General features: G+C 69.7%; 20 protein-coding genes and 2 pseudogenes. 18 read left to right on the forward strand and 4 right to left on the reverse strand.

Features of this window, described 5'->3' with window-relative positions:
- Nucleotides 1-116: 116 nt before the first annotated feature.
- From ACFZDI_RS10355 to ACFZDI_RS10385, 7 genes and pseudogenes are all read left to right on the forward strand, one after another.
- Nucleotides 117-1,958 carry a PAS domain S-box protein gene (locus ACFZDI_RS10355; RefSeq protein WP_391249546.1) on the forward strand — a complete coding sequence of 614 codons (1,842 nt, stop codon included), beginning with the start codon at nucleotides 117-119 and terminating at the stop codon, nucleotides 1,956-1,958.
- Nucleotides 1,959-2,220: 262 nt separating this feature from the next.
- The gene (locus ACFZDI_RS10360; RefSeq protein ID WP_234750163.1) at nucleotides 2,221-2,769 is read left to right on the forward strand and encodes a phosphatase PAP2 family protein; all 549 of its coding nucleotides are present in this window, start codon (nucleotides 2,221-2,223) and stop codon (nucleotides 2,767-2,769) included.
- A gap of 404 nt (nucleotides 2,770-3,173) precedes the next feature.
- Nucleotides 3,174-4,180: pseudogene (locus ACFZDI_RS10365) on the forward strand (hypothetical protein).
- 263 nt (nucleotides 4,181-4,443) lie between these two features.
- Nucleotides 4,444-5,619: an alcohol dehydrogenase catalytic domain-containing protein gene (locus tag ACFZDI_RS10370; protein WP_391249207.1), complete on the forward strand. Its 1,176-nt coding sequence runs from the start codon at nucleotides 4,444-4,446 to the stop codon at nucleotides 5,617-5,619.
- A gap of 425 nt (nucleotides 5,620-6,044) precedes the next feature.
- Complete coding sequence (locus ACFZDI_RS10375) at nucleotides 6,045-6,983, forward strand: SRPBCC family protein (protein WP_391249209.1); 939 nt, start codon at nucleotides 6,045-6,047, stop codon at nucleotides 6,981-6,983.
- Nucleotides 6,980-8,155: a zinc-dependent alcohol dehydrogenase gene (locus ACFZDI_RS10380; RefSeq protein WP_234750167.1), complete on the forward strand. Its 1,176-nt coding sequence runs from the start codon at nucleotides 6,980-6,982 to the stop codon at nucleotides 8,153-8,155. Before ACFZDI_RS10375 ends, ACFZDI_RS10380 begins: the two co-directional genes overlap by 4 nt.
- Nucleotides 8,156-8,481: 326 nt before the next feature.
- Nucleotides 8,482-9,033, forward strand: a complete 552-nt coding sequence (locus tag ACFZDI_RS10385) for a hypothetical protein (RefSeq protein ID WP_391249212.1) — start codon at nucleotides 8,482-8,484, stop codon at nucleotides 9,031-9,033.
- 132 nt (nucleotides 9,034-9,165) lie between these two features.
- Here the strand turns inward: ACFZDI_RS10385 and ACFZDI_RS10390 are convergent, their stop codons facing one another.
- Entirely contained in the window at nucleotides 9,166-10,287 is a 1,122-nt protein-coding gene (locus ACFZDI_RS10390; protein ID WP_391249214.1) for a SpoIIE family protein phosphatase, read from the reverse strand.
- A 292-nt stretch (nucleotides 10,288-10,579) separates the two neighbouring features.
- Between ACFZDI_RS10390 and ACFZDI_RS10395 the strand changes: the two genes are divergently transcribed.
- Nucleotides 10,580-10,975, forward strand: coding sequence for a luciferase family protein (locus ACFZDI_RS10395; protein WP_391249217.1), 396 nt, complete (start codon nucleotides 10,580-10,582; stop codon nucleotides 10,973-10,975).
- Nucleotides 10,959-11,642, forward strand: coding sequence for a hypothetical protein (locus ACFZDI_RS10400; RefSeq protein WP_391249219.1), 684 nt, complete (start codon nucleotides 10,959-10,961; stop codon nucleotides 11,640-11,642). Before ACFZDI_RS10395 ends, ACFZDI_RS10400 begins: the two co-directional genes overlap by 17 nt.
- A gap of 139 nt (nucleotides 11,643-11,781) precedes the next feature.
- Here the strand turns inward: ACFZDI_RS10400 and ACFZDI_RS10405 are convergent, their stop codons facing one another.
- Complete coding sequence (locus ACFZDI_RS10405) at nucleotides 11,782-12,120, reverse strand: SpoIIE family protein phosphatase (protein WP_391249221.1); 339 nt, start codon at nucleotides 12,118-12,120, stop codon at nucleotides 11,782-11,784.
- 6 nt (nucleotides 12,121-12,126) lie between these two features.
- Between ACFZDI_RS10405 and ACFZDI_RS10410 the strand changes: the two genes are divergently transcribed.
- On the forward strand, nucleotides 12,127-12,495 hold the full coding sequence (locus tag ACFZDI_RS10410) for a hypothetical protein (protein WP_391249223.1): 369 nt from the start codon (nucleotides 12,127-12,129) through the stop codon (nucleotides 12,493-12,495).
- 624 nt (nucleotides 12,496-13,119) lie between these two features.
- Complete coding sequence (locus ACFZDI_RS10415) at nucleotides 13,120-13,446, forward strand: STAS domain-containing protein (protein WP_391249225.1); 327 nt, start codon at nucleotides 13,120-13,122, stop codon at nucleotides 13,444-13,446.
- 379 nt (nucleotides 13,447-13,825) lie between these two features.
- Here ACFZDI_RS10415 and uvrA read toward each other — a convergent pair whose 3' ends face one another.
- Nucleotides 13,826-16,294, reverse strand: a complete 2,469-nt coding sequence (gene uvrA, locus ACFZDI_RS10420) for an excinuclease ABC subunit UvrA (RefSeq protein ID WP_391249227.1) — start codon at nucleotides 16,292-16,294, stop codon at nucleotides 13,826-13,828.
- A gap of 630 nt (nucleotides 16,295-16,924) precedes the next feature.
- Between uvrA and ACFZDI_RS10425 the strand changes: the two genes are divergently transcribed.
- The gene (locus tag ACFZDI_RS10425) at nucleotides 16,925-17,803 is read left to right on the forward strand and encodes a hypothetical protein (protein ID WP_391249229.1); all 879 of its coding nucleotides are present in this window, start codon (nucleotides 16,925-16,927) and stop codon (nucleotides 17,801-17,803) included.
- Between the two features lie 70 nt (nucleotides 17,804-17,873).
- Here the strand turns inward: ACFZDI_RS10425 and ACFZDI_RS10430 are convergent, their stop codons facing one another.
- Complete coding sequence (locus ACFZDI_RS10430; protein ID WP_391249231.1) at nucleotides 17,874-18,227, reverse strand: hypothetical protein; 354 nt, start codon at nucleotides 18,225-18,227, stop codon at nucleotides 17,874-17,876.
- A 303-nt stretch (nucleotides 18,228-18,530) separates the two neighbouring features.
- Between ACFZDI_RS10430 and ACFZDI_RS10435 the strand changes: the two genes are divergently transcribed.
- The 6 genes and pseudogenes from ACFZDI_RS10435 (at nucleotide 18,531) to ACFZDI_RS10460 (ending at nucleotide 23,465) form a co-directional block, all read left to right on the forward strand.
- The gene (locus ACFZDI_RS10435; RefSeq protein WP_391249233.1) at nucleotides 18,531-18,845 is read left to right on the forward strand and encodes an FG-GAP repeat protein; all 315 of its coding nucleotides are present in this window, start codon (nucleotides 18,531-18,533) and stop codon (nucleotides 18,843-18,845) included.
- Nucleotides 18,846-19,126: 281 nt separating this feature from the next.
- Nucleotides 19,127-19,956: pseudogene (locus ACFZDI_RS10440) on the forward strand (SAM-dependent methyltransferase).
- Nucleotides 19,957-20,088: 132 nt separating this feature from the next.
- A complete protein-coding gene (locus ACFZDI_RS10445; protein WP_391249235.1) occupies nucleotides 20,089-20,829 on the forward strand; it encodes a methyltransferase domain-containing protein in 741 nt (246 codons plus the stop codon).
- A gap of 232 nt (nucleotides 20,830-21,061) precedes the next feature.
- Nucleotides 21,062-21,598, forward strand: coding sequence for an AAA family ATPase (locus tag ACFZDI_RS10450; RefSeq protein ID WP_391249237.1), 537 nt, complete (start codon nucleotides 21,062-21,064; stop codon nucleotides 21,596-21,598).
- Between the two features lie 451 nt (nucleotides 21,599-22,049).
- On the forward strand, nucleotides 22,050-23,048 hold the full coding sequence (locus ACFZDI_RS10455; protein ID WP_391249548.1) for an ElyC/SanA/YdcF family protein: 999 nt from the start codon (nucleotides 22,050-22,052) through the stop codon (nucleotides 23,046-23,048).
- A 273-nt stretch (nucleotides 23,049-23,321) separates the two neighbouring features.
- On the forward strand, nucleotides 23,322-23,465 hold the full coding sequence (locus tag ACFZDI_RS10460) for a hypothetical protein (protein ID WP_391249239.1): 144 nt from the start codon (nucleotides 23,322-23,324) through the stop codon (nucleotides 23,463-23,465).
- Nucleotides 23,466-23,477 lie beyond the last annotated feature (12 nt).

Raw genomic sequence — 23,477 nt, forward strand, 5'->3', positions numbered from 1 at the left:
AGTTCCCCGTGGAGATCAGCCTCAGCCCGCTGGAGACCGCCGACGGCCTCCTTGTCTCCGCGGCCGTCCGCGACGTCAGCGACCGCAAAGCCGCCGAGGAGCGGTTCCGGGGGCTGTTGGAGGCGGCGCCGGACGCGATGGTGATCGTGGACGATGCGGGCCTGATCCGGTTGGTCAACGCGCAGACGGAGTCGCTGTTCGGGTACGGGCGCGCGGAACTGCTGGGTCAGTCGGTGGAGTTGCTGATCCCTGGGCGGTTCCGCCCTCAGCACTCCCGGCACCGGGAGGCGTACGCCGCGAGCCGGCAGGTGCGGCCGATGGGGGCCGGGCTGGAGCTGCACGGGTTGCGCAAGGACGGTACCGAGTTCCCCGTGGAGATCAGCCTCAGCCCGCTGGAGACCGCCGACGGCCTCCTTGTCTCCGCGGCCGTCCGCGACGTCAGCGACCGCAAAGCCGCCGAACAGCACATCAACCAGCTCGCCGCGCTCGTCGAGTCCTCTCAGGACGCGATCCTCGCCAAGACCCTCGACGGGCACATCACCTACTGGAACGCCGCCGCCCAACGCCTGTACGGCTACAGCGCCGAGGAGGCGATCGGCCGCCACGTGGCGCTGCTCGCCCTGCCCGACCGCACCCACGAGATCACCGCGCTGCTGGAACGACTGGCCCGCGGCGAGAAGATCGAGCACTTCGAGACGCTCCGCGTCACCCGCGGCGGGCAACTGCTCGACGTCGACGTCACCCTGTGGCCCACGCGCGCCGCCGACGGCACGGTCCGGGGCGCGTGCGCCATCGTGCGCGACATCAGCGACCGCAAGCGGGCCGAGGCCGAACTCCACGCCCTGTACGAGCAGCAGCGGCACATCGCCCTCACCCTGCAGCGCAGTCTCATGGGCACCCCGCCGGCCATCCCCGGCCTCGCCGCCGCCCACCGCTACCTGCCCGCCACCCAGGGCGCCGGGGTGGGCGGCGACTGGTTCGACCTCATCCCCCTGGGCGCGGGCCGGGTCGGCATCCTCATTGGCGACGTGATGGGGCGCGGCCTGGACGCGGCCGCGGTCATGGGCCAGCTGCGGGCCGCCGCCCATGCCCTGGCCAAAACCGGCATGGAACCCCGCCAGCTGATGCAGGCCCTCGACGCCGTCGTCGCCGACCTCGACCTGCCCGACCAACTAGTGACCTGCTGCTACCTGATCCTCGCCCCCGACACCGGCGAGATCACCGTCTGCTCGGCCGGCCACTTGCCCGCCCTCCTCGCCGACTCGGGGGAAGTGCGGGTAGTCGAAGCACCCATCAGCGCGCCGCTCGGCGTCGGCGGCATCCTCCACCAGCAGACCCGCACCGCCGTGCCCCCCGGGGCCACGCTCGTCCTCTACACCGACGGCCTGATCGAAACCCCCGGCAGCGACATCGAACACCGCCTCGCCGACCTCACCCGTGCCCTCGGGACCGCCTTCACCGGCACCGACGCCCTGGAGGCCGTCGCCGACCGTGTCCTGGCCGCCCTGCTGCCCGGTACCGACAACCACGACGACGACGTCACCCTGCTCCTTGCCCAGCTTCCCGCCGCCCCGCTGGCCACCGCCACCACCGACCTGCCCGCCCACGCCTCCTCCGTCGGCGACGGACGCAGCTTCCTCACCAAGACCCTCACCGCGTGGAACTGCGCCCACCTCGCCGACGACGCCCGCCTCCTGGTCTCCGAAGTCCTCACCAACGCCGTGCAGCACGCCCAGGGCCCCCTCGGGCTCCACCTGCGCCGCACCGCCACCGAGCTCACCGTCGAGATCAGCGACCACAGCCCCCATCTGCCCCAGCCCCGCCTGGCCGCTCCCGACGACGAATCCGGCCGCGGCCTCCTCCTCGTCGACGCCCTCGCCCACAGCTGGGGCGTACGCCCCACCGACCACGGCAAGACCACCTGGTTCACCCTCCCGGCACGCAGCCCAGCACGGTGACCTCCGAGCACGCGACCCAACTCTCTCCGGCCATCCGTAAGGGCACTTCGGGCAGGGGCGCCGCGCAGCGCTGATCCGTCCTCGCGAGGCACGAGCCTGTGCCTTGCGGGGCACCTCGTCGACAGAGACGACCGGCGCAGCCCGGACCACAACTGACCACGCCGATGCCGGCGATGCCGTCGACCTGCCGACGGGGGCGTCGGCAGTCGACGGGACCTGAGCGCCTGGCATGGCCGGTGACGGGCTGGATACCCCACAGGCCATGAGTGTGCTGGCTCTGATGCGTGAGACCGACCGGCGGCTGACCAAGTGGCTGGCTGCCAACGCCTCGCCCTGCGTCCACCGGGTGCTGTCGGCTGCGGAGGAGACGGCGGAGGGCACCAAGCTGTGGTGCGGGGCGGCCGCGGTGATGGCCTCCCTGGGCGGCTGGCGGGGCCGCAAGGCCGCCGCCGCGGGCCTGGCCGCTGTTGCCCTGGCGCAGTTGGCGTCCAACGGGGTGTGCAAGCAGTTGGCCGACCGTCCCCGGCCGCCCAAGGAGTGGTTCCCGCACGACGAGACCGAGGACCGTCCCGACTCCTCATCCTTCCCCTCGGGGCACACCGCCGCGGCGGTCGCCTTCACAGCCGCCGTCGCCCCGGCCTGGCCGCTGGCCGGTGCCGTGTGTGCGGTACCGGCCGCGATGGTGGCAGTCGAACGCGTGCAGAGCGGCGCCCACTATCCGAGCGACGTGGCCGTCGGCGCCGCCATCGGCCTGACCGGCGCCTGGCTCATCCGCCGCGCACCAAGCCTGGTTCTGCGCCACTGGCTCTGACGCCGAGCGGAACACCATCCGCGCCATGCACGCAGCAAGTCCCTCCCGCGGCCGAGAGGTCCTTGTCTCATGGGCGATCCCGGGGAAGTTGGCGACCGGATCCCTCAGGTGAGGCCGGGGCGGGAACGATCCGGCACGGACGGCCCCGTCGGCCGGTGCCGTACCCGTCGACCGGGGCGCCTCGACAACATCACCACCGGCACGGCTGTCAGCCTGCGTTTCCAGGGCCGCTCGGGCCCAGGGGCAAGAAGATGGAGGCACGGCCGGCAACATGGATCTCGCCCAGTTCCTGCCGTTGCCGGGACCGCATCGACCAGTGCAGGCATTGCCGGTCCTCGTCTCGGCCGGGCAGCAGACCGCTGGGCACTGCTGAACGCCGGAGTAGCCGACGAGAAGAGGCCGTCATGGGTGAGTCGTCGCAAAGCGTCACGGTCGTGGCTCTCCTGGCGGACCCGGACGCGCCGACAGAAGTCGTGCTGCGCATAGCCCGGGACCTCCCGCTCGGCTCGCGGACGAGTTCGGTCGGGAGCGGCGGTTCGACGTCGAGGTGGTGAGTGAGCCCTTCACCGCCGGGACCGAGGACCTGTCCACGTTGACACGCCGGATCTCGGACCGCGGGCGTTCGGAGGATTGGGACATCGTCGTAGCGCTCACCGACCTTCCGTTGCACTCAGGGGGCGCAAGCTCGTCGTGGATCTGGGTCATGAACACGGCATGGCGCTCCTGTCCCTCCCCTCGCTGGGTGCTCTGCACTTTCGCAGACGGGCCCGGCGGACGGTCGAAGAGGCCGTGCTCAGCCTGGCGGGAGCGCAGGCCGCTGAGGCCGAGGGAGGCCACCGTCGGTCGCTGAAAGGCTTCGCCAGTCGTCTTGCGCCTGTGCACCGGGCCCCGGTCGGCGACGACGAGGCCGCGGATCTCCGGTATGTCATCAGCGGTCCGCGCGGTTACCTGAGGGTGCTCGGCGGTATGGTCCGGGCCAACCGGCTCGCCATGGTCGGTTCCGTCGCACTCATGATCGGCTGGCTGATTGTGGACGCGCGCCTGTGGCATCGATCGGCGGATACCTCGCCGGAAGCGAGGAAGCGGGCAGCTCTCTACAACACGTCGACGGTCGTCACAGTGGGCATCGGGGTGCCCGTCTGCTATGAGGGGTTGCTGGTCATCAACTTGGTGTGGGCGCTCTTCATCCTCAACGGCCAGGTGTTCGCCGACACGCACCCCGCTGAACGCCGCGGAGTACTGGACGCCGGCCTGGTTCGTCGCTTCGGTCGCCACCGTGGGCGGTGCGCTGGGATCAGGCCTGGAGTGCGACGAGGCGGTCCGGGCGGCCGCCTATTCCAAGCGTGAACAGGAACGCCGCCGCATGCTGGACAACGACCAGGACGAGCCGGTTCGCCGAGCCGGCAGCTGATGCGAGGAATCCGTTGATCATTCGGTATATGGCGGTTTCGTGCCGGACACCGACGGGGACCCGCGCAGCACGCCGCCGGAGCGCCGAAGCTCCGCCTGGTGCGCCGACGGCGGCTCCACCGTCCACCTGATTCGGGTGAACGGCCCGCAGAGGCGTACCGAAGGCACAGACCCCGTCATCCGCAACTTCCGGGGTTCTGGCCTCGGGTGCCGTCTCTCTCACCGCCGTGCCGCGGTCGTGCCGCGGCACCGAGAGAAGTCACCATGAAAGCAGCGGTATACGAAGGCCCGCGAACGGTCACGGTGAAGGACGTACCGGACGCGAAGATCGAGCACCCCTGCGACATCATCGTCAAGATCACCACCACCAACATCTGCGGTTCGGACCTGCACATGTACGAGGGCCGCACCTCGTTCGAGTCCGGCCGCACGCTGGGACACGAGAACATGGGCCAGGTCGTGGAGGTCGGCTCGGCCGTGCGCAAGGTCCAGGTCGGCGAGTATGTCGTTCTGCCCTTCAACATCGCCTGCGGCTTCTGCAAGCAGTGCGAGCGGGGGCTGACCAACTACTGCCTGACCATGCAGCCGGAACCGGCCCTCGCCGGAGCCGCCTACGGATTCGCAGACATGGGCCCCTACCAGGGCGGCCAGGCGGAACTGCTGCGCGTGCCCTACGGCGACTTCAACGCGCTGCGCCTGGGCGAGGACGCCGCCGAGCGGCAGACGGACTACGTGATGCTCGCCGACATCTTCCCCACCGGCTATCACGCCACGGAGATGGCCAACGTCAAGCCAGGCGACCAGACGATCATCTTCGGGGCCGGTCCCGTCGGGCTGATGGCGGCCTACTCCGCCGTGCTCAAGGGCGCCGGCCGCGTCTGGGTGGCCGACCACCAGCCCGACCGGCTGCGCAAGGCGGAGGAGATCGGGGCCATCCCGATCAACACCGCCGAGCAGGATCCGGCGGAGGTCGTCAAGGAAGCCACCCTCGGTCTGGGCGCCGACAACGGGTGTGAGTGCGTCGGCTACCAGGCACACGACCCCGAGGGACACGAGGACGCCAGCCTCACGCTCAACGGCCTGATCGACTCGGTGAGGTTCACGGGCGACATCGGCGTGGTGGGCGTCTTCCTGCCCCAGGACCCCGGAGGCGAAGAGGCCCAGGGCGAGCTGGAGGCACAGGGCAAGGTGCCGATCGACTTCGGCATGATGTGGTTCAAGGGCCAGCGCATGGGGACCGGACAGGCGCCGGTGAAGAAGTACAACCGGGCTCTGCGGGACCTGATCGCCGGCGGGAAGGCGAAGCCGAGCTTCATCGTCTCCCACGAGCTCGGCCTGGACGAGGCCCCCACCGCCTACGAGCACTTCGACGCCCGTGACGAGGGCTGGACCAAGGTGGTCCTGCATCCCAACGGACACGGCAACGGCCACAAGCAGTAAGGAGACCAGGGTCGTCAGCCGCTCCAGCACCGGGCGGGCGGGGACGACCGGCGGCCGGCCCCGGTTACGGCAGGGGCCGGACGGGCCTTCCTCGCCTGAACCTCCCACAACGCCGGGCAACGGCGGTCGGCCGTGTCCGGCATTGCGTTACGGGCGGCGGGATTCCGCCGCCCGGCCCCGGGCGTGAGCACTGGAGAGGCCGAGCCCTTCCGGCCCTGTAAGACGGGCGGTGGGATCGGCCGTTGACGCTTGCCCGCGAGGCGCGCCCACACAGTCCCGGCAACCGAACGGCCGCGCCGGGACTGCGAAGAGCAGATGTGGATTGGCCGCGGAGCATGCGGATACTCCGGCGTCGTCCGCCGTGGGCGCTTCGCACCTGAAGCGGCTCGCCTTCCCTTCACCTCACCGCACGTGAGGAGCCACTGATGACAACAGACACCCGCTCCACCTCCCGCCTGCGGCACGATCCGCTCGTACGTGGTCTCGGCTGGGCCAGTGCATTCCTGGGAGTGCCCCAGGTCGTCGCCCCGGCGGGCTTCGCGCGGGCCCTGGGCGTGGGCGACGCCCCCCGGCACCGATCGGCCACGACCGCCGTCGGTGTGCGCGAACTGGCGGCGGCCACCGGGCTGCTGGGACGGCCGCATCCCGTCTGGCTCTGGGGCCGCGTCGGTGGCGACCTCATGGACCTGACGATGCTCGCCCGGGCCTTGAGGAACCACGACGGTCGCGGCCTCGGACGCACCGTCGCTGCGACGGCCGCGGTCACCGCCATCACCGCCACGGACGTTTACGCGGCCGTGACCCGCACTCGTAGGAGCACCCCCATGGAACTGACCGCGGCCACCACCGTCACCCGGTCGCCGGACGAGACGTACACCCTCTGGAAGGACTTGGAACGACTGCCGGAGTTCATGGTGCACCTGGACGAGGTGCACGTGACCGGCCCGCGCACCAGTCACTGGCAAGCCAGCGCACCGTTCGGCAAGACAGTCGAATGGGACGCCGAGATCACCCAGGACGTCCCCGGCCAGCTGATCGCGTGGCGGTCGGTGGACGGTGCCGACGTCGACAACTCCGGCGAAGCCCGTTTCGTGCCGGCCCCCGGCGGCCAGGGCACGGAGATACGGGTGTCCCTGCGCTACGAGCTGCCCGGCGGAGCGCTGGGCAAGGCGGCGGCGCGCTACTTCGGCGAGGAGCCGCACCAGCAGCTGGACGACGACCTTCGCCGCTTCAAGCAGATCGCGGAAACCGGTGAGGTCGTCCGCTCCGAGGGTGCGCCCGGCGGCAAGCGGGCCCGGGGCGAGTTCCCGCAGCACCCGGCCCGGCCGCTGACCGAGGACGAACTGAAGGAGGCCCTGGCATGAAGGCCAACTGCTGGACGGGACGCAACTCGGTCGAGGTGCAGGACGTCCCCGACCCCTCGATCCTGAACAGCCGCGACGTCATCGTGAAAATCACCTCGACGGCGATCTGCGGCTCCGACCTCCATCTGGTCGACGGCTACGTGCCGACGATGGAGAAGGGCGACATCCTGGGCCACGAGTTCATGGGAGAGGTCGTCGAGGTCGGCCGGGGTATCAGCGACGGCAAACTGCGCGTCGGCGACCGGGTCGTGGTGCCCTTCCCCATCGCCTGCGGCGCCTGTGCGTCCTGCCGCGCGGAACTGTACTCGTGCTGTGAGAACAGCAACCCCAACGCCGGCATCTCGGAGAAGATGTTCGGTCATCCCACCTGCGGCATCTACGGGTACTCACATCTCACCGGCGGCTTCGCCGGCGGCCAGGCCGAGTACGCGCGGGTGGTACTCGCCGACGCCAACGCCTTCAAGATCGAATCGGATCTGACCGACGAGCAGGTGCTCTTCCTGTCCGACATCCTGCCGACCGGCTACATGGGCGCTGACATGTGCGACATCAAGCACGGTGATGTCGTCGCCGTCTGGGGTGCCGGGCCGGTCGGCCAGTTCGCCATGGACAGCGCCCGGGTCCTGGGCGCGGAAAAGGTCATCGCCATCGACAAGGAAACCTACCGCCTCGACATGGCCGCCGCCCAGGGCTACACCACCATCAACTTCGAGGACACCGACGTACGGTCCGCTCTGCTCGAACTCACCGGCGGCCGTGGCCCCGACAAGTGCATCGACGCGGTCGGCATGGAGGCCACGCACGGCGCCTCCCACGTTCAGCTCTACGACCGTGCCAAGCAGGCGGTCCGCTCCGAGACCGACCGGCCGCATGCCCTGCGCCAGGCCATCATGTCCTGCCGGAGCGGCGGCGTGGTCTCGGTCATCGGCGTCTACGGCGGGATGATCGACAAGTTCCCGGCGGGTGCCTGGATGAACAGGTCACTGACCCTGCGAACCGGCCAGTGCCACGTGCAGAGGTACATGCAACCCCTGCTGGGCATGATCGAGCAGGGCACGATCGACCCCACCCGGATCATCACCCACCGGCTGCCCCTGACCGAGGCACCGACCGGCTACGACCTGTTCAAGAACAAGAAGGACCACTGCGAAAAGGTTGTCCTCAAGACGTGACGGACGCTGCGCTTACTGCGGCATGCCCAGCTGCCGCCGAAGAGCCGGACCGGCCCGGCCGGCTGCCCCGCACAGAGCGGATGCTGACCGGGCCGCCGCGGTCACCGGTGTGGCGCCGGCATGCTGTTCGGCGCAGCGACGCGGCGACACACGGGACAGCGTCGTAGCAGTCGTAGCGGTTTCTCCTTCGAAGGACGGACCGGACGTGCGTGCGCTCGCGGACGTTTCCCGGCCGCCGGATACTCGATGCGGGCCGCATGCCTCAGCGCCCGGCCCAGATGCTGAGGAACATCGACCTTTCCGGCCCTGACCGATGAGGAGATTGCGTGATGCGCTCCCGAAGGAAGCCGCTGACTCCACTCGCGGCGGTGGCGGCCGGCCTGCTGGCCGGGGCAGTGGGAACGGTGTGTCTGGATGCCGTCCATTACGTGAAGTACCGTCGGGCAGGCGCGACGAACAGCCCGCTGGCCTGGGAATTCGCTCCGGTGGAAAGCTGGGAGAAGGCTCCGGATCCGGGGCTGGTGGCGAAGCGGCTTATCGAGGGCTTCACGCAGCGTCGGCTTCCTGACGACTCAGCCTGGCTCACGAGCACCATCGCTCACTGGGCCTACGGATCACTTGCGGGCGGGGCCTACGGCATCGTGGCCGGATCACTGCCCAGGCCCTCCCCTGTATATGGCGTGCCTTTCGGCGCTGTGGTGTTCGCCGGTGATTACGTCGCCTTGCCGATCGCAGGGCTCTACAAGCCGATCTGGCAATACGACAAGAAGATCGTGGCCTGGGATCTTGGCGCGCACGTCGCCTACGGCACCGGCACCGCCCTCACCTTCTGGCTGCTCGACCGACTCCGCACCGGCGCCGTCAGTCGGAGAGGGTGAGCCGCCGCCGACCGCGACCGATGCCCGTGTGCGCTGCGGTCCCGTGCCCCACCGTGACGGCCTCACTCGACGGCGGTGTCGCAACAGGGCCGCGCACAGGCTCGTGAGCGTCGTGCTCGAACCAGGTGGGTCTCAGACTGCCAGGCGGCGGATTGCGACTACGGCGGCGTCGTCGTTGAGGTGTCCGTGGATGTGGACCAGCAGGTCGTCCTGGAGATGGTGCAGGAGTTCGTCGGGGTCGTCCTTGGTCCACTTGGGCGCTCGTTCGGCAAGGGGGTAGAAGAGTCCGTCGGTGTTGCGGGCTTCGGTGACGCCGTCGGTGTAGAGGAGCAGCAAGTCGCCGGCCTGGAAGGAGAACGTCTGGACGTCGTAGGCGGTGATGCCGAAGGGGCCGCCGAACCCGATCGGGAGATGGCTGGCCTCGGGCGTGAGTGGGGTGAGGTGGTTTCCGCGCAGGAGGAGCGGTGGTGGGTGGCCGCAGCTGATGAGGTGGACGACCGGATCGTGGTCGGGGATGTCGAGCAGTACGGCGGTGGCGAAGTCCTCGCTGGTGTCCTGCTCCGCCTGTGACCGCCACTGGCTCGTGTCCCATCGGAACGCGCCGTCCAGGTGGACGGCGAGACGGGGCAGCGTGGCCTGCCGGTGAGCGGCTGCGCGGAAGGCGCCGAGCAACAGGGCGGAGTTGTTGATCGCGGCCAGGCCGTTGCCGCGTACGTCGCCGATCAGGAGCCGGGTGCTGTGGTGGTCGGTCCGGGCGGCCGCGTACAGGTCTCCGCCCAGGTCGGCTTCTTCCTCGGCGGGCAGGTACAGGCCGGCGATCCGCAACGGGCCGGCGCGAGCGGGCAGGGGCTGCAGCAGGACACTTTGCGCTGCCATGGCCACCGACCGCACCCGTTGCAACTGCTGCTCCCGCCGGTCCCGCACCACGCAGACGGCGACACAGGCGGTGGAGACGACGACCAGGGCGATGATCTGGGCTTGGATGTTGGCGGTGGGCAGGACTCCTCTGAGTACGCCGATCAGGACCTGGGCCGCTACCGCCAGAGCTCCCATCAGCGCGGTCACACCGGCGCCGGAGAATGCCACGGTGATGGCGGGTGCCGCCACGAGCAGGGGCCCGAGGTGGATGTGCGGCGGTGACAGCACATCCACCACACAGACTGTGACGATCAGCCCCAGCGGGAGCAAGACCAGCGCGGGTGAGTGACCCGGCCGCCAAGGACGCCGGAAATCCAGCCATGGTCGAACAGCCATGCCCCAAGCCTTCCACCTCGCTCCGCGTACGGGGATGCGCCGCTCCGCAGGCGGGGTCTGCGGAGACGCAAGGTGTTCATCCGACGCCCAGCACAGCAGGTCGCCGGCAGCGTCTAAGGCTGCCCGCCCTGCGACGCCGGAGGTCAGCGCGGCCTGCACGGGAGACCGCGGCGGTCCGCTCGCCTGGTGTCAGAGCGGACCTCGTCAGCGTCGTGGTCGCGGCCGCGGAGGTGTCCGCTTGCGTCTCCTTCAAGCCTTGAGGGACAGCCGCCGAGCGCAGCAAGATGAAGTCATGACCACGGCCTCTCGTGCCCTGGCGCAGCTCGCGGCCTGGCCGGACCTCACGGAGGCCCGGTCCAGCTGCGGCACTGGCCGTGCACTGCGCTCAGCCACAGCGGAGATCGCGCACTTCCACTCCGGCCGACTTGTCGACCTGCACCTCTCCACCAGGATGATCCAGCATTTCGAGAGTCACCTGAGCCACTCGAGCGCCATCCGGCTCGTGCCGGGGTCGCACTGGGCGACCCTCAGCCTGGAGTGCGACTCGGACATCGATCTGCTCATGACCTTGGTCAGCGTCGCCCTCCAGGCCCACCAGGGACGACCGGATCACGACGATGCACCGCCCCCGCCGTGCAATGGTCATTTCGGCGTGGTGCTCGCGCCCGAGCGTGCCGGTGACGGCTGAGCCGACCCTCCAGGTCCGGGCGAGCAAGGTAGCGGCCGACCAACGCGAGGAAGAGGCCATCCAGGCACTCACCCAGCGCCTGACCGCCGCATACAGCACGCCCCGGTCCGCGCCGTTCTCGTCGCCGTGTGAGAACGCTCGCTGGGGGAGGGACATGGCGATGCGCAGGGGCAGCCCGGAGCGCATGCTGGGAGGTGAGTCCGGAGCCTCGCCGCTTCCGCCTTTTAGCACCCAGGAGCAGAACATGCCCTCTCTGCATTTCCACGTGAACTCCTCGTTGAGCCCCTCCGAGGTGATGGGGGTACTGACCAACTTCAGCCCTTCGCGAGTCGAACAGTGGCCCTCCATTGACGCCGAGCACTTCCAGGTCCATGAAAGGGGCGAGACCTGGGCCGAGGTCACTGAGGGGAACGACAAGTCGTGGGAGCACGCACGCTATGAATGGGATCCCTCACAGAACAGAGTCACCGTCACCACGCACGACTCGACGCCCTTCGGTTCTGGCGGGTGGAACTTCCAGATGACTCCCACGGACGACGGCACCCGCGTCGACGTCGAACTCGAACGGCATCCCAGTTCCTTCAAGGCAAAAATGCTGTCTCCGATCATTCCCTTTGCCGGGCCGGTATTCCGCAAGTCCTTCAAGGAACCCTTGAAGACCGTGTAAGCACTTTCTGAATTCGGCGACAGCAGCGGCGTGCGCGACACTCAGACTCTCGGCGACCAGGTGGTGGAGTCCCTTGCGGTCGTAGTACTGGGTGATGGCGAAGCCGAAGACGCCGGAGCGGCCGCGAACCCGATGGCGATCATGGTCCAGGCAGGCGCCGATGTGGTGCCTGCGTTTCACCGGCGTCGTCACTACGAGCCTGAACCCGGGCCGCGAGGACGGCGACATCGTCTTCGGCACGATCGGCGCCGAGTCCGGCGAGCAGGCGATCGAGGACCTGCTCCGGACTCGAGGCCGAGGCGAAGGTGAGCTCGGTGAGCCGGTGCAGGGACTGGTCGATGTCTTCGTCGCGTCGTTCGATGAGGCCGTCGGTGAACAGCACCAGCGTCTGGGACGGGTCCAGAGGGCGGGTGTGCGACTGGTATCCGCCGAGGCCGGTGCCGAGCGGCGGGCCGACCGGGACGGAGAGCAGGGACACCCTGCCTTGGGTGTCGATCACCGCTGGGGGGCGGCGCAGCACCGCGGCAAGCAGCAGTGGCGCCCCGGCGATCTCGCCGAGGAGCGGATCAAGGACCCGGCGGCGGCGGGCGCGGAACGGACGTTCGTCGACGGCGAGCGCCAGGAGTACACCCAGGAGCACGAGCGGGTGTTCGAAGCGGTGTCGGCGGCGCAGGCGGCGCACGACGGCGATGCCGTGCTCCTGGACGACATCGCCCGGCGGGCGGACATGCCGCCGAACGAGACGCGGGCGCTGCTGCACGATCTGACGCGGGTGCACCGCCTGGTGACGGAACTGGAGGGAGCCGACACCCCCGACATGGGCCCCCGCTGGGAGACCAAGCCCCGGCTGTGACCCGCACCGTCACCCGGTCACGTACTGGCACCCTCGGGGAGCGGGTTTGCCGGGTTCGGCGGGGCCAAGCGGGCCATCACCGCAGTGAAAGCGGGCGCTTCGCCGGCCTGGCCCGCAGTGGGCCCGTAAAGAGGCCCCGCCGGTGAGCCGGGAAACCACGCCATCGGACGCTCTCGCGGCGGGCTGCAGTTGAAGGTACTCGTCGGCATCCGCCTGAGCCACCGGCGTGGTGAACACCTGCTCCCACCTGCCGTTCACGGCCCACATCCGCAACCGCCGGATAAACGACCGGAAGGTCCAAACGAAAGGGCCTGGTCCGGCCCTGCCCAGTCGTCCTCCAGGTGGAATCGGCCAGCCATCGTCTGAAACCCTGCATCACCCGTGTGCTTCCCTTCACGAGATCGCGAGTGCTGAGGCCTGTCGTCCCGAACGCCCGCCCTGCACGGTGCTCAACCATGATCGGTATACACCTGTCCGAGCGCCGTCACCCGTACCTTTGCGGTTCTCCTCCGCCCCCGTCCGCCTTGATGAAGGTGCGCTTCAGCCGTCCGCCCGCCGGCCAGCGTGCTCCGGGCCCGGATGCAGACTGGAAGGGGACGCACCGCACCATGTGGGAGGCCGGTTGTGACAGCTGAACTCCACCCCGTCCAGCCGCCCGTGAAGATCACCGTGGTCGACGGCCACCTGGCTGAAGTGACCCTGACCGGGGATATCAGCGTCCCGCTGCTGCGCGATTTGGAAGCATGCCTGGCTGATGCGCGCCTGCGGGAGGTCGAGCGCTGGGTGCTGGACATGCACGCAGTGACCCGGATCGAGCTGGCGTGCGCCTACGCCCTGCTGCGAGCCGTAACCGAGCACTCCGGCACAGCTACCGTGCACGGGGCCCGGCGCACGGTACTGCGCACCCTGCGCGACGCCGGCCTGGACAAGGCAGCCGTGATCGGCGAGTAAGCGGCCAAGGGAATGAAGAGTCACTCGCCGAAGAGCGGCACCCCAGTCATGCCGATCTCTGAGCGGATGCGGTGTGCGCGTCCAGCCTGCGCTGTGTTCCCCGCCCCCCGCTGAACACGCCCCCCAGCCGGGCCGCCGTCCGGGCCAGCCACTGCACCGGGGCGGCCGGGTCGATGGTCGACGGGCACAGCGTCAGCGGCGCGGCCAGGCCATGAGCCGCGAAGAGCCCTTCCAGGGCGGCGCGCCGCCGCCGGTACGGTCAGCCGGTCAGATCGGTGCCCTCGACGCGGACCAGGTCGATGGTTCAGACGTTTCCCGTGTTGCCCGCACTCGCGGTAGGCCGGACCCGTCTGACCGTCCTCAGCTCCTGGCACCGTCGTCAGGAGCGCGCGAGCCGGGCCGCGAGATAGGGCGCGGTCGCGCTGCGGCGGGCCCTCGCCACCTTGGTCGGCGGGCCCGCCGCGACCACCTGTCCGCCCGCGTCACCGCCGCCCGGCCCGAGGTCGATGATCCAGTCGGCGGTGGCGACGGTGTCCAAGTCGTGCTCGACGAGGACGACCGTGTTGCCGGCGTCGACGAGCCGGTGCAGCTGTCGCAGCAGCAGCGCGATGTCCGAGGGGTGCAGCCCCGCCGTCGGCTCGTCGAGCAGGTAGAGCGCGTGCCCGCGACGGGCTCGCTGCAGCTCGGTGGCCAGTTTGATGCGCTGCGCCTCGCCACCGCTGAGTTCCGTTGCGGGCTGGCCCAGCCGCAGGTATCCCAGTCCCACCTCGCGCAACGTCTCCAGACTGCGGGAGGCGGCCGGGACGGCGGACAGGAACTTGGCGGCGGCGTCGACGGACAGCGCCAGTACTTCGGCGATGTTCTTGCCGCGGTAGGTGACTTCCAGCGTTTCGGCGTTGTACCGGGCGCCCCGGCAGGTCGGGCACGGCGCGTAGGTGCCGGGCAGGAACAGCAGTTCCACCGCGACGAACCCTTCACCCTGACAGGTCTCGCACCGCCCTTCGGGCACGTTGAAGGAGAACCGCCCGGCCGAGTAGCCGCGCGCCCGGGCCTCGTCCGTCGCCGCGTACAGCTTGCGCACCGCATCGAACATGCCGGTGTACGTGGCCAGGTTGGACCGGGGAGTCCGGCCGATTGGCCGCTGGTCGACCAGGACGAGCCGGTCGAACGACTCGACTCCCGACGCGTCCTGGACGTCGACCTCCAGCTGTGCCTCGTCGGGCTCCTCGGGCACGAGTCCGAGGTGGCCGCGGACGACCTCGGCGAGCACCTGCGTCACCAACGTCGATTTGCCGGAACCTGACACCCCCGTCACCGCCGTCAGCACGCAGAGAGGTACGTCGACGGACACGTCGCGCAGATTGTGGCGGGAGACGCCGCGCAGGTGCAGCCAGCCGTGCGGTGTGCGCGGGTGGTGATCGACCTGTTCGGCGCGCCCGAACAGGTACTGGCTCGTGGCCGACTTCCCGACCTGCTCAAGACCGGCGACCGGGCCGCTGTACAGCACGCGTCCGCCGCCCTCGCCCGCGCCGGGGCCGATGTCGACCACCCAGTCCGCCCGCCGTACGACGTCCATGTCGTGCTCCACGACGAACAGCGAGTTGCCCGCCGCCTTGAGGCGGTCCAGCACGTCCAGCAGCGGTTCCGCGTCAGCCGGGTGCAGGCCCGCGGAGGGCTCGTCGAGGACGTAGACGACGCCGAACAGCCCCGAGCGCAGCTGGGTGGCGATCCGCAGGCGCTGCGCCTCGCCGGGTGACAGGGTCGTCGAGCGGCGCCCGAGGCTGAGATAGCCGAGGCCCAGATCGAGCAGTACGTCGACGCGCTCGACCAGATCGCCGCAGATGCGGACCGCGACCTCGGTCGTCTCCCCGGACCGGGCGGTCGATGTGGTGGCGTCGGCCTCGGACCGCCCCGCGACGGGCCGCAGCAGCGCCACGACCTCGGTGAGCGGCATCGCGTTGATCTCGGCGATGGTACGTCCGGCGAAGGTCACGGCGAGCGCCTCGGGCCGCAGTCCGCTGCCCCCACACACGGGGCAGGGCACACTCCTGACGAACCGCAGCGCCCGTTCGCGCATCTTCTCGCTCTTGGAGTCGGCGAGGACGTGCATGACATGCTTGCGGGCACTCCAGAACTTGCCCTGGTAGCCGTAATCGACGCGGTCCTCCTCCGGCTCGATGTACACGGAGGGCTGCTCGTCCGTGTACAGCAGCCAGTCCCGGTCCTTCTTCCTGAGCCTGCGCCACGGTCGGTCGATGTCGATCCCCAGGCCGTTCACGACACTGCGCAGATTGGCGCCCTGCCAGGCGCCCGGCCAGGCGGCGATCGCCCCCTCGCGGATGCTCAGCGAGGGGTCCGGGACGAGCAGGTCCTCGGCGACGTCGTGCACGACGCCCAGTCCGTGGCACTCCGGGCAGGCGCCGGCCGCGGTGTTGGGTGAGAACGACTCGGCTTCCAGTCGTGCGGCCCGGGGCGGATAGGTGCCGGCACGTGAGTACAGCATGCGCAGCAGATTGGACAGCGTGGTGATGGTGCCGACCGTCGAGCGCGAGTTGGCCGCCCCGCGTCGCTGCTGCAGGGCCACGGCGGGTGGCAGTCCGGTGATGTCCTGCACGTGCGGTGCGCCGACCTGTTGCAACAGCCTTCGGGCGTACGGTGCCACGGACTCGAAGTAGCGCCGCTGGGCCTCCGCGTAGATCGTGCCGAACGCGAGCGAGGACTTGCCCGAACCGGAGACACCGGTGAAGGCGACCATCGCGTCCCGTGGAACGTCGACATCGATGTTCCGCAGGTTGTTCTCACTGGCGCCCCGGACATGCACGAAGGGGTCGTTCGCGTTCCTGTTCACCGTTCCTGATTACCTGATCGTGCCGGGAACCGCGCGACAGGCGCCGTGACCGGCCCCGGCTCACACGAGCGTCCGGAGACTCCAGGGATGAGCCGCTCCCACGGAAATACTCGAGTGTGCTTCACCGGTGATCCGTACGGGGGCGTGAAGGGCTCTGCGTCCCCGGGACTCACCCTTTGCTCATGAGGACGATCATTCGGCTGAAGTCTTATGGAGCCCCTGCCGCGAGGTGACCGCCCTTCGCGCCCGCTCCCGATCGGCCCAGGCTGGGCTCCCGCGAACCAGCCGGGGCCTTCTCCGGTCCCTGGCGATGCCCATCGGCGAGCGCGGCGATTCGCCTCCCGGCAGGTCCTGATCAGGCAACAGCCCGAGCGGGCCGACGCGATACCGCCCCAGCTCTTCATGGCGCCCCGGTCGACGCCATCGTGCCTCCCGATGGTCCTCAGTGCCTCTCCGCGAACCCACTGCGGATCTGGTGCCGGGGCCGGCCGGACGGACGTGGCACGGGCGGTGCCCGGGAATCGTCGGGTCTCGAGGCCGAGTCGAGGGGTTGTTATGACGGCCGTCATGATGGATGCTGCCTCTCGGCGTTCGCCGCAGTCAAGCAGGACGAGCCGGGAGGGCCTGAGAGTGTCCGATAGCGTCGCACGGGCGATGTGGGAGAGGTTCGAACCGGTCCACCAACTGGTCTACTTCACCCCAGAGGTGCGCGAAGCCGCGGAGGATCTCGGACTGCGCGGCTACTGGACGGGCTACTTCGCCCTGCGCGCCGCGCCACTCGGCCCTGTTCCTGCCTCCGTCGTCACCAGCTGCTTCTACGTCTTCCACCCCGACCGGGCGGCGAGCGCGCTGCCTGACGCCTGGGCTGCCGTCTCTCCGCAGCAGGTGATCGAGGCGCGCGAGCGGGCCGTGGGCGCCGCGATGACCTGTCTCTACGGCCCGGACGTCGTTGCCTCCGCCGAGCTGGCCGAGGCCGCTGACCTCGCCTGGGAGGCCGCCCTCGCAGCAGACACGGCGGGACGGGCGCTCGGCGCGGCCAACCAAGCTCTGCCTCGCCCGGCCCAGCCGCATGTCAGGCTCTGGCAGGCGCTGACCACCTTGCGCGAACACCGTGGCGACGGCCATGTCGCCGTGCTGGTGGGCCGTCGTCTGGGGCCGGTCGAGGCGTTGGTGCTCAAGAGCGCGACGGGGGAGACCGACGCCGAATTCCAGCGACGCATCCGTCAATGGGGTGTCGAGGAGTGGGGTTCGGCGCAGGCGACGTTGTGCGAACGAGGATGGATCGACGAGGAGGGCCGCCTCACCAAGGCCGGGGCGGCCGCTCACGAACAGGTGGAAGCGGACACGGACGCGGCGGCGGTCACACCGTGGCGGACGCTCGGCGCCGACGGCACCACTCGCCTCGCTCACCTTCTGGAACCGCTCGCACGACGCGTCCTCGACTCCGGAATGGTGCCGACAGGCAACCCTGTTGGGCTGACGGAGAGTACATGGGGCTCGCCGGGGTGACGCCGGTGTCCGCACCGCACCCAGATGACGAGCAGGTGGGGCCGGTGGTGGGAGCGGCCGTTGCGGCACGCTAGAGCTTGGGGCCGGGGTTTTTGGGTTGCCCTCCCATCCGGTGGTCGCTCCAGTCGATGCCGTCGTCGTGCTCCTTGCTCGCTGCGAGTCCGAGGAAGCCGAGGAGCGGGACTGCGATGAGGATGGCTCCGCACAGGCTGCCGATCGCGACGTAGGCCGCGGCGGCACTACCAGCCCAGAACAGGATGTCGCACAGGATCCGGGCCCACAGTGGGAACGGAGCGCGCCATGTGTGGTAGCGCCGGTAGATGCGTACGAGCCTGCCGGACGCGCGCTTGGATCGGCCGGCCGCTCTGGGACCCGTTCTTCCTGTGCGGCCGTTGCCGAGCGGACGTCCTCGTCTGTCGTCCATGGCCAGTGTCCCTTCGAGTGCTCCGCCGACCACAGCACCGCATGGCCCCCGATGGAGGTGCGTGGGCTTGCCGAGGGCGAGCAGGTGCTGTCAGGTGTGCAGGACACGCACCCGGGTCCGGTGGTTGCGCAGAGCGAGTGCCTACATGTGTTCGAGGCGTCGGAGCGCCCATCGTCGCCGGTTCCCCGGCATCAGACTGGTGCGGAGGGCGAGTTCGTCCTCCGCATCCGATGGCACGTCGCGTGCCCGGCGTGGAGCGGACGACGTAGCGGAAGGGCAGCCGCCCGGTCGGCGACCACGCCCGTGCTGTGGGGCGGAGAGTGGGAGTGCATCGCCGTTGCACAACGAGGAGTCGCTCTCGTCCGGGAAGAACGCCGACGCCTCTGCGACTGGCAGTCCACCGCCTGCGACGCTGTCTGCATCCACCACTCGGTGCTGCGGGGCGGTGAGAACGAGTTGACGTCCGGCACCAGCGTGGCCGTCGGCGACATCAACGGGGACGGCAAGCCAGGACTCCTCCTCAGCGCCGCCGAGGAAAGCGCCAGTACTGGGGCGGTATGGGGCCTGTCCGGGGGCACGAGCGGTCCACGCGGCAGCGGTCTCCTCGGAGTGATCTGACGCAGGCCTGCATCGGCTCGACTCCGGGCGGGACGTAGTGAGAGCTGCTGCTGTGCCCGGCAGCCGTGGCACCAGCCACCCTGCCCCGCGCCCCCGCCGATGACACCGCGGGCTCCGCCACGTCCGGGCCCGCACAGGTCCGGATCGTGTTCGCGCAGGGGAGGCCCCTCTCAGCGTGCTCATGTGCCTGGGACAGGAGGACCCGCAAAGGGGGTGGTAGCCGCAGACCAGGTGGCTGGGGTTTCCAAAACGGGGGCGGACACGCGATGGTGCCGGGAAGAATGGCCGCCATGAGTTACGAAGGCTCGTCGATCGACCCGGCCAGGCCCAGCATTGCCCGCGTCTACGACTACCTGCTCGGCGGCAAGGACAACTATGCCGTGGACCGTGAGATCGGTGACGTGTTCAAGCGCGACCTGCCTGGTTCGGTGGCCATCGCCTTCGCCAACCGGGCGGCCCTGACCCCCGGGCGGTCAGGGAGATCGCGAAGACCACCGGCATCCGGCAGTTCATCGACCTGGGCAGTGGCCTGCCGACCGCGGACAACGTCCACCAAGTCGCGCAACGGCACGCTCCCGAGTCCCGGGTCCTCTACGTCGACATCGACGACCAGGTGTTGGTCCACGGCCGCGCCCTGTTGGAGGACAACCACCGGACCCGCGTCGTCGCGGTCGACGTGCGCAACCCCGAAGGTAGCCGCTCTCACCCGGCCACGCTCGAACTCATCGACTTCTCTCGTCCCGTCGCCGTCATCCTCAGCGCGATCCTGCACCACGTCAATGATGACGAGGACCCGGCCGGCATCGTCCGCTACTGGCGCGACCAGGTCCCGTCCGGGAGCTACTTCTTCCTCAGCCATTTCCGCTCCGGCAACAACCCGGAGACCATGGAGGCCGAGAAGGTGCTCCAGCAGACGTTCGGCCGCGGCCGGTGGCGTACGGACGCGGAGGTCGCCTCCCTGCTGGACGGCCTGGAAATCCTCGACCCCGGGATCGTCCCCGCGCCCCTGTGGCGTCCCGACGAGTCCGACGGCCCGTGGAACGGCGGCGAAAGCCGGCAGCTCACGGTCTGGGAGCACCTCATCGCCGCCGGCATGGCTCGGAAAAACTAGTCGCGTGTCACACCAGTCGAACGCCGGCGGCTGCGCCCTGGGCCGCCGGATCGCCGGAGGTGTGAAGCCTCTCGGAGGGGCAGCGCCCTCAGGGTGTTGACCGCCCGCGATAGCCAGTGCTGGAGTCGGGACGTGGACAGCATCCCCGCCAACCGGCGGCTCTGGAACCGGATCAGCAGCGCTTACCAGCGCGAGCACGACCCGCAAATCGGTGCCACGCCCCGGCTGTGGGGCATGTACTCCGTCCCGGACGCGCACCTGCACGCCCTGGGCGACGTCACCGGCAAGCGCGTCCTCGAACTCGGCTGTGGTGCCGGCCAGTGGTCCAGGGCGCTCGCCGCCGAGGGCGCTCATGTGGTCGGGCTGGACCTGTCCGAAGCTCAACTCGCCGCAGCGGCCCGCGCCATGGGAACGGTTCAGTACCCGCTGGTGCAAGGCGCCGCCGAACAGCTCCCCTTCTCCGCCGACAGCTTCGACCTGGTGTTCTGCGACTTCGGTGGGCTCAGTTGGGCGCCCCCGCACCTGGCCGTTCCGCAAGCCGCACGCGTCTTGCGCCGCGGCGGGCGCCTGGTCTTCAACGTCGCCAGCCCTTGGTTCGAAGCGTGCTACGACGAAGCCGCCGGCCGCGTGACCACGACGCTGCAGAAGGACTACTTCGGGCTGAACACCATCGCCGAAGGCGACGGCGCGACCAGCTATCAGCTCACCTACGGCGACTGGATCAAGGTCCTGCGCGGCGCGGGTCTCATCATCGACGACCTCATCGAGCCGCGGCCCGAACTCGGAACGCCCAACGGCTACAACGAAACCGACCCACCCGACTGGGCACACCGCTGGCCGGCGGAACTGCTCTGGGTGACCCACAAACCGTAGGTTCTGCCGCACCGAGACGTGAAGGCACCCCTCGCCGCGCGGGGCCTTTCTCCGGGCACCGCTCTGGTCCGCCCCGGTGGCATCCTGGGCACCATCGTCGAGCTCGTCACCGTCCACCGCACGACGGTCACCCGCGTCGCCCGGACGTCATGTCGTAGGTCACCGGGCCGATCTCCAGCGCTACGCCAAGCGAAACGGCCTCGCCCGGCCTGCTCAGGACTACGCTGACGGCGTGACTTTGGTCTGGGTGACGGGCAATTCAGGCACCGGTAAGTCCACGGTCTGCGGGGCGCTACGGGCCCGAGGCCACATCGCGCTCGACGCCGACGAAGACGGCTTCAGCGGCTGGATCGACCGAGTCAACGGCGAGGCCGTCACCGACCCCCCGTACCCGGTTCCCCGAGGATGGCTCGACAGATACGGGTGGGAGATCGTCCGCGAGCGTGTCATGACCCTGGCTGAGGAATCGCGATCCCGGATCGCGTTCTTGTGCGGGTCGGCGGAGAACGAGGCAGACCTCCTCGACCTTTTCGACGTGATCGTGTGCCTGGTGATCGACGAGGACACTCTGCGCCACCGGCTCGCGACCCGCACGACGAACCCGTTCGGTCGACATCCCGAAGAACTCGCAGCGGCCCTGATGTGGAACCCCCGGATGCGAGCGACGTACGAACGCCGTGGCGCGACCATCATCGATGCGACCAAGCCGCTGCCTGAGGTGGTCGACAGCGTGATCCAGACAGTCCAGGAACTGAGCGGCGGGCCGTAAGCCGGCGTTCGTTCCATCCATGCGGGTACGGCCACGGCTGAGGGAACAAGGTGCTCGGCCTCGATCAGACTCTGCGTTCGCTCAGCAGCTCAACCTTCGGCAGGGAGCCGTTGACCTTCTGAGTGCTACCTCCAGGCCCATCGCCTCACCACCTTCCGTGTCGGCCGGAACTGCTGGAGGCCATCATCCGGTTGCATCGGGCAAGGGGACCTTCACCGAACCGGCGGGGCTGGTACCGGAGTTGGCTTGGGGACCCGACGGCGTAGTCCCACCACCGGCACGACATGCCGGTCCCGCTGAACACACCACCCCACCCGCGTTCGGCGCACCACAGCAGGTCTGGGAGGATGACCGCCAGCCGCCCGTACCAGGTCCGGGAACCCGCGGGTGGCGAGAGACGGGCGGGTACGGACAGCGGCCCGGCGGGTGAAGGAGCGGAGCAGTGCGGCACATGCCGGAGTACCCGGAGTACCTCGCCGCGCTCGTGTTCGCCGCGGGCGGCGTCGTCAACGCACTGCTGGCACCGCACCGGTTCTCCACCGCCGTCCTGTTCTGCCTCGCGGTGACCTCTGCCGGACTCGGCGTGGCCGGTCGCAGCGCGGCAGCCCACCCGACCCTCGCCACCGTCCTCGCCGTCGCCGCCCTGCTCCTGGCGCTCGCACTCGGCCTGCTGCTACTGGCCGACGGCGTCCTCCTGGTCCGGCGCTACGGACCGCAGGCAGCCCTGCTGGCGACCGGTGCCGCCGGCTGCGCGGTGCTGGCGGTGCTCGGCCTCGACGCGCTCTTCCACGCGGTAGGCGGCGAGGCGTTCGGTGCCCTCATGGTCGCGGTGAACGCGGCCGCGGGATACCTCCTCCTGCTCTTCGTGGTCTTCGCCGGCTACGTGTTCGTCCGGGGCCGTAGCACCCCCCTGCCGGAAACCACCCATGTCGTCGTGCTGGGCGCCGGGCTCGACGGCGACCGGCCCGGCCCGCTGCTGACCCGCAGGCTGGAGCGGGCCCTTGCGATCGACGCCGCCCGCGCACCGCACACGCCTCGTCTGGTGTTCGTCGTCTCGGGCGGCCAGGGCGACGACGAGGTCCGCTCCGAGGCGGACGCGATGGCCGACTATCTGTGCGGACGCGGAGTGCCCGTCGACCGGATCGTGCGGGAAGACCGCTCCGTGAACACCGGGCAGAACCTCCGTTTCAGCGTGGCCCTCATGGATGCCACCACGTCCGGCCATCGAGCCACGGTGGTCACCAGCGCCTTCCACGTCTACCGCACGACCCTGCTGGCCCGCCGCGTCGGCGTGCCCGTCCACGTCGTGGGTGCACCGACTTCCCCCGCCTACTGGCTGGCCGCGACACTGCGCGAATTCGCCGCCATCCTGTGGCTGGACCGCCTCCCTCTGATCGGACTCAGCCTGCTGCTCGCAGTGCCGGTGGCAACGGCAATCCTCCAGCACTGAGGCGTCGGGGGGCTGGACACTGCTCTGGGACTGTTGACGAAGCGCACGCTTGAGCGGTCGACCATCAGGCGCTGGACGCCTGGACGGTGAAGCGGACCGGCGGGCTGAGCGACCGTATGCCGGTCACGCTGACCGAGGATATCCACGGAGTGGCTGATCCCTTTTCCACGAGGTGGAACTCGAGACGGCGTACGAGCCCTGGGCCACCAAGCCGGCGGACGTACCCGGCGGATGTGTCACCGAGCTGAAGGTGCTGGGGCACAACGCCCTGACGTGCACCTGCTGCTCGGCGAACAGGGCATGCCGGGACAGGTGCTCGGAGCCGGGATCGACATCCTCGAAGGCCGGTACGCGGTCGCGCGCGGGCCGCAGCTGCCCGACGGCGGGCTGGGTCACGGATCCGTTGCCGTTCCCTGAGTTACGACTGGG

Origin of the sequence: Streptomyces sp. NPDC007907 (assembly GCF_042959365.1) — a bacterium.
Classification (GTDB): Bacteria; Actinomycetota; Actinomycetes; order Streptomycetales; family Streptomycetaceae; genus Streptomyces; species Streptomyces indiaensis.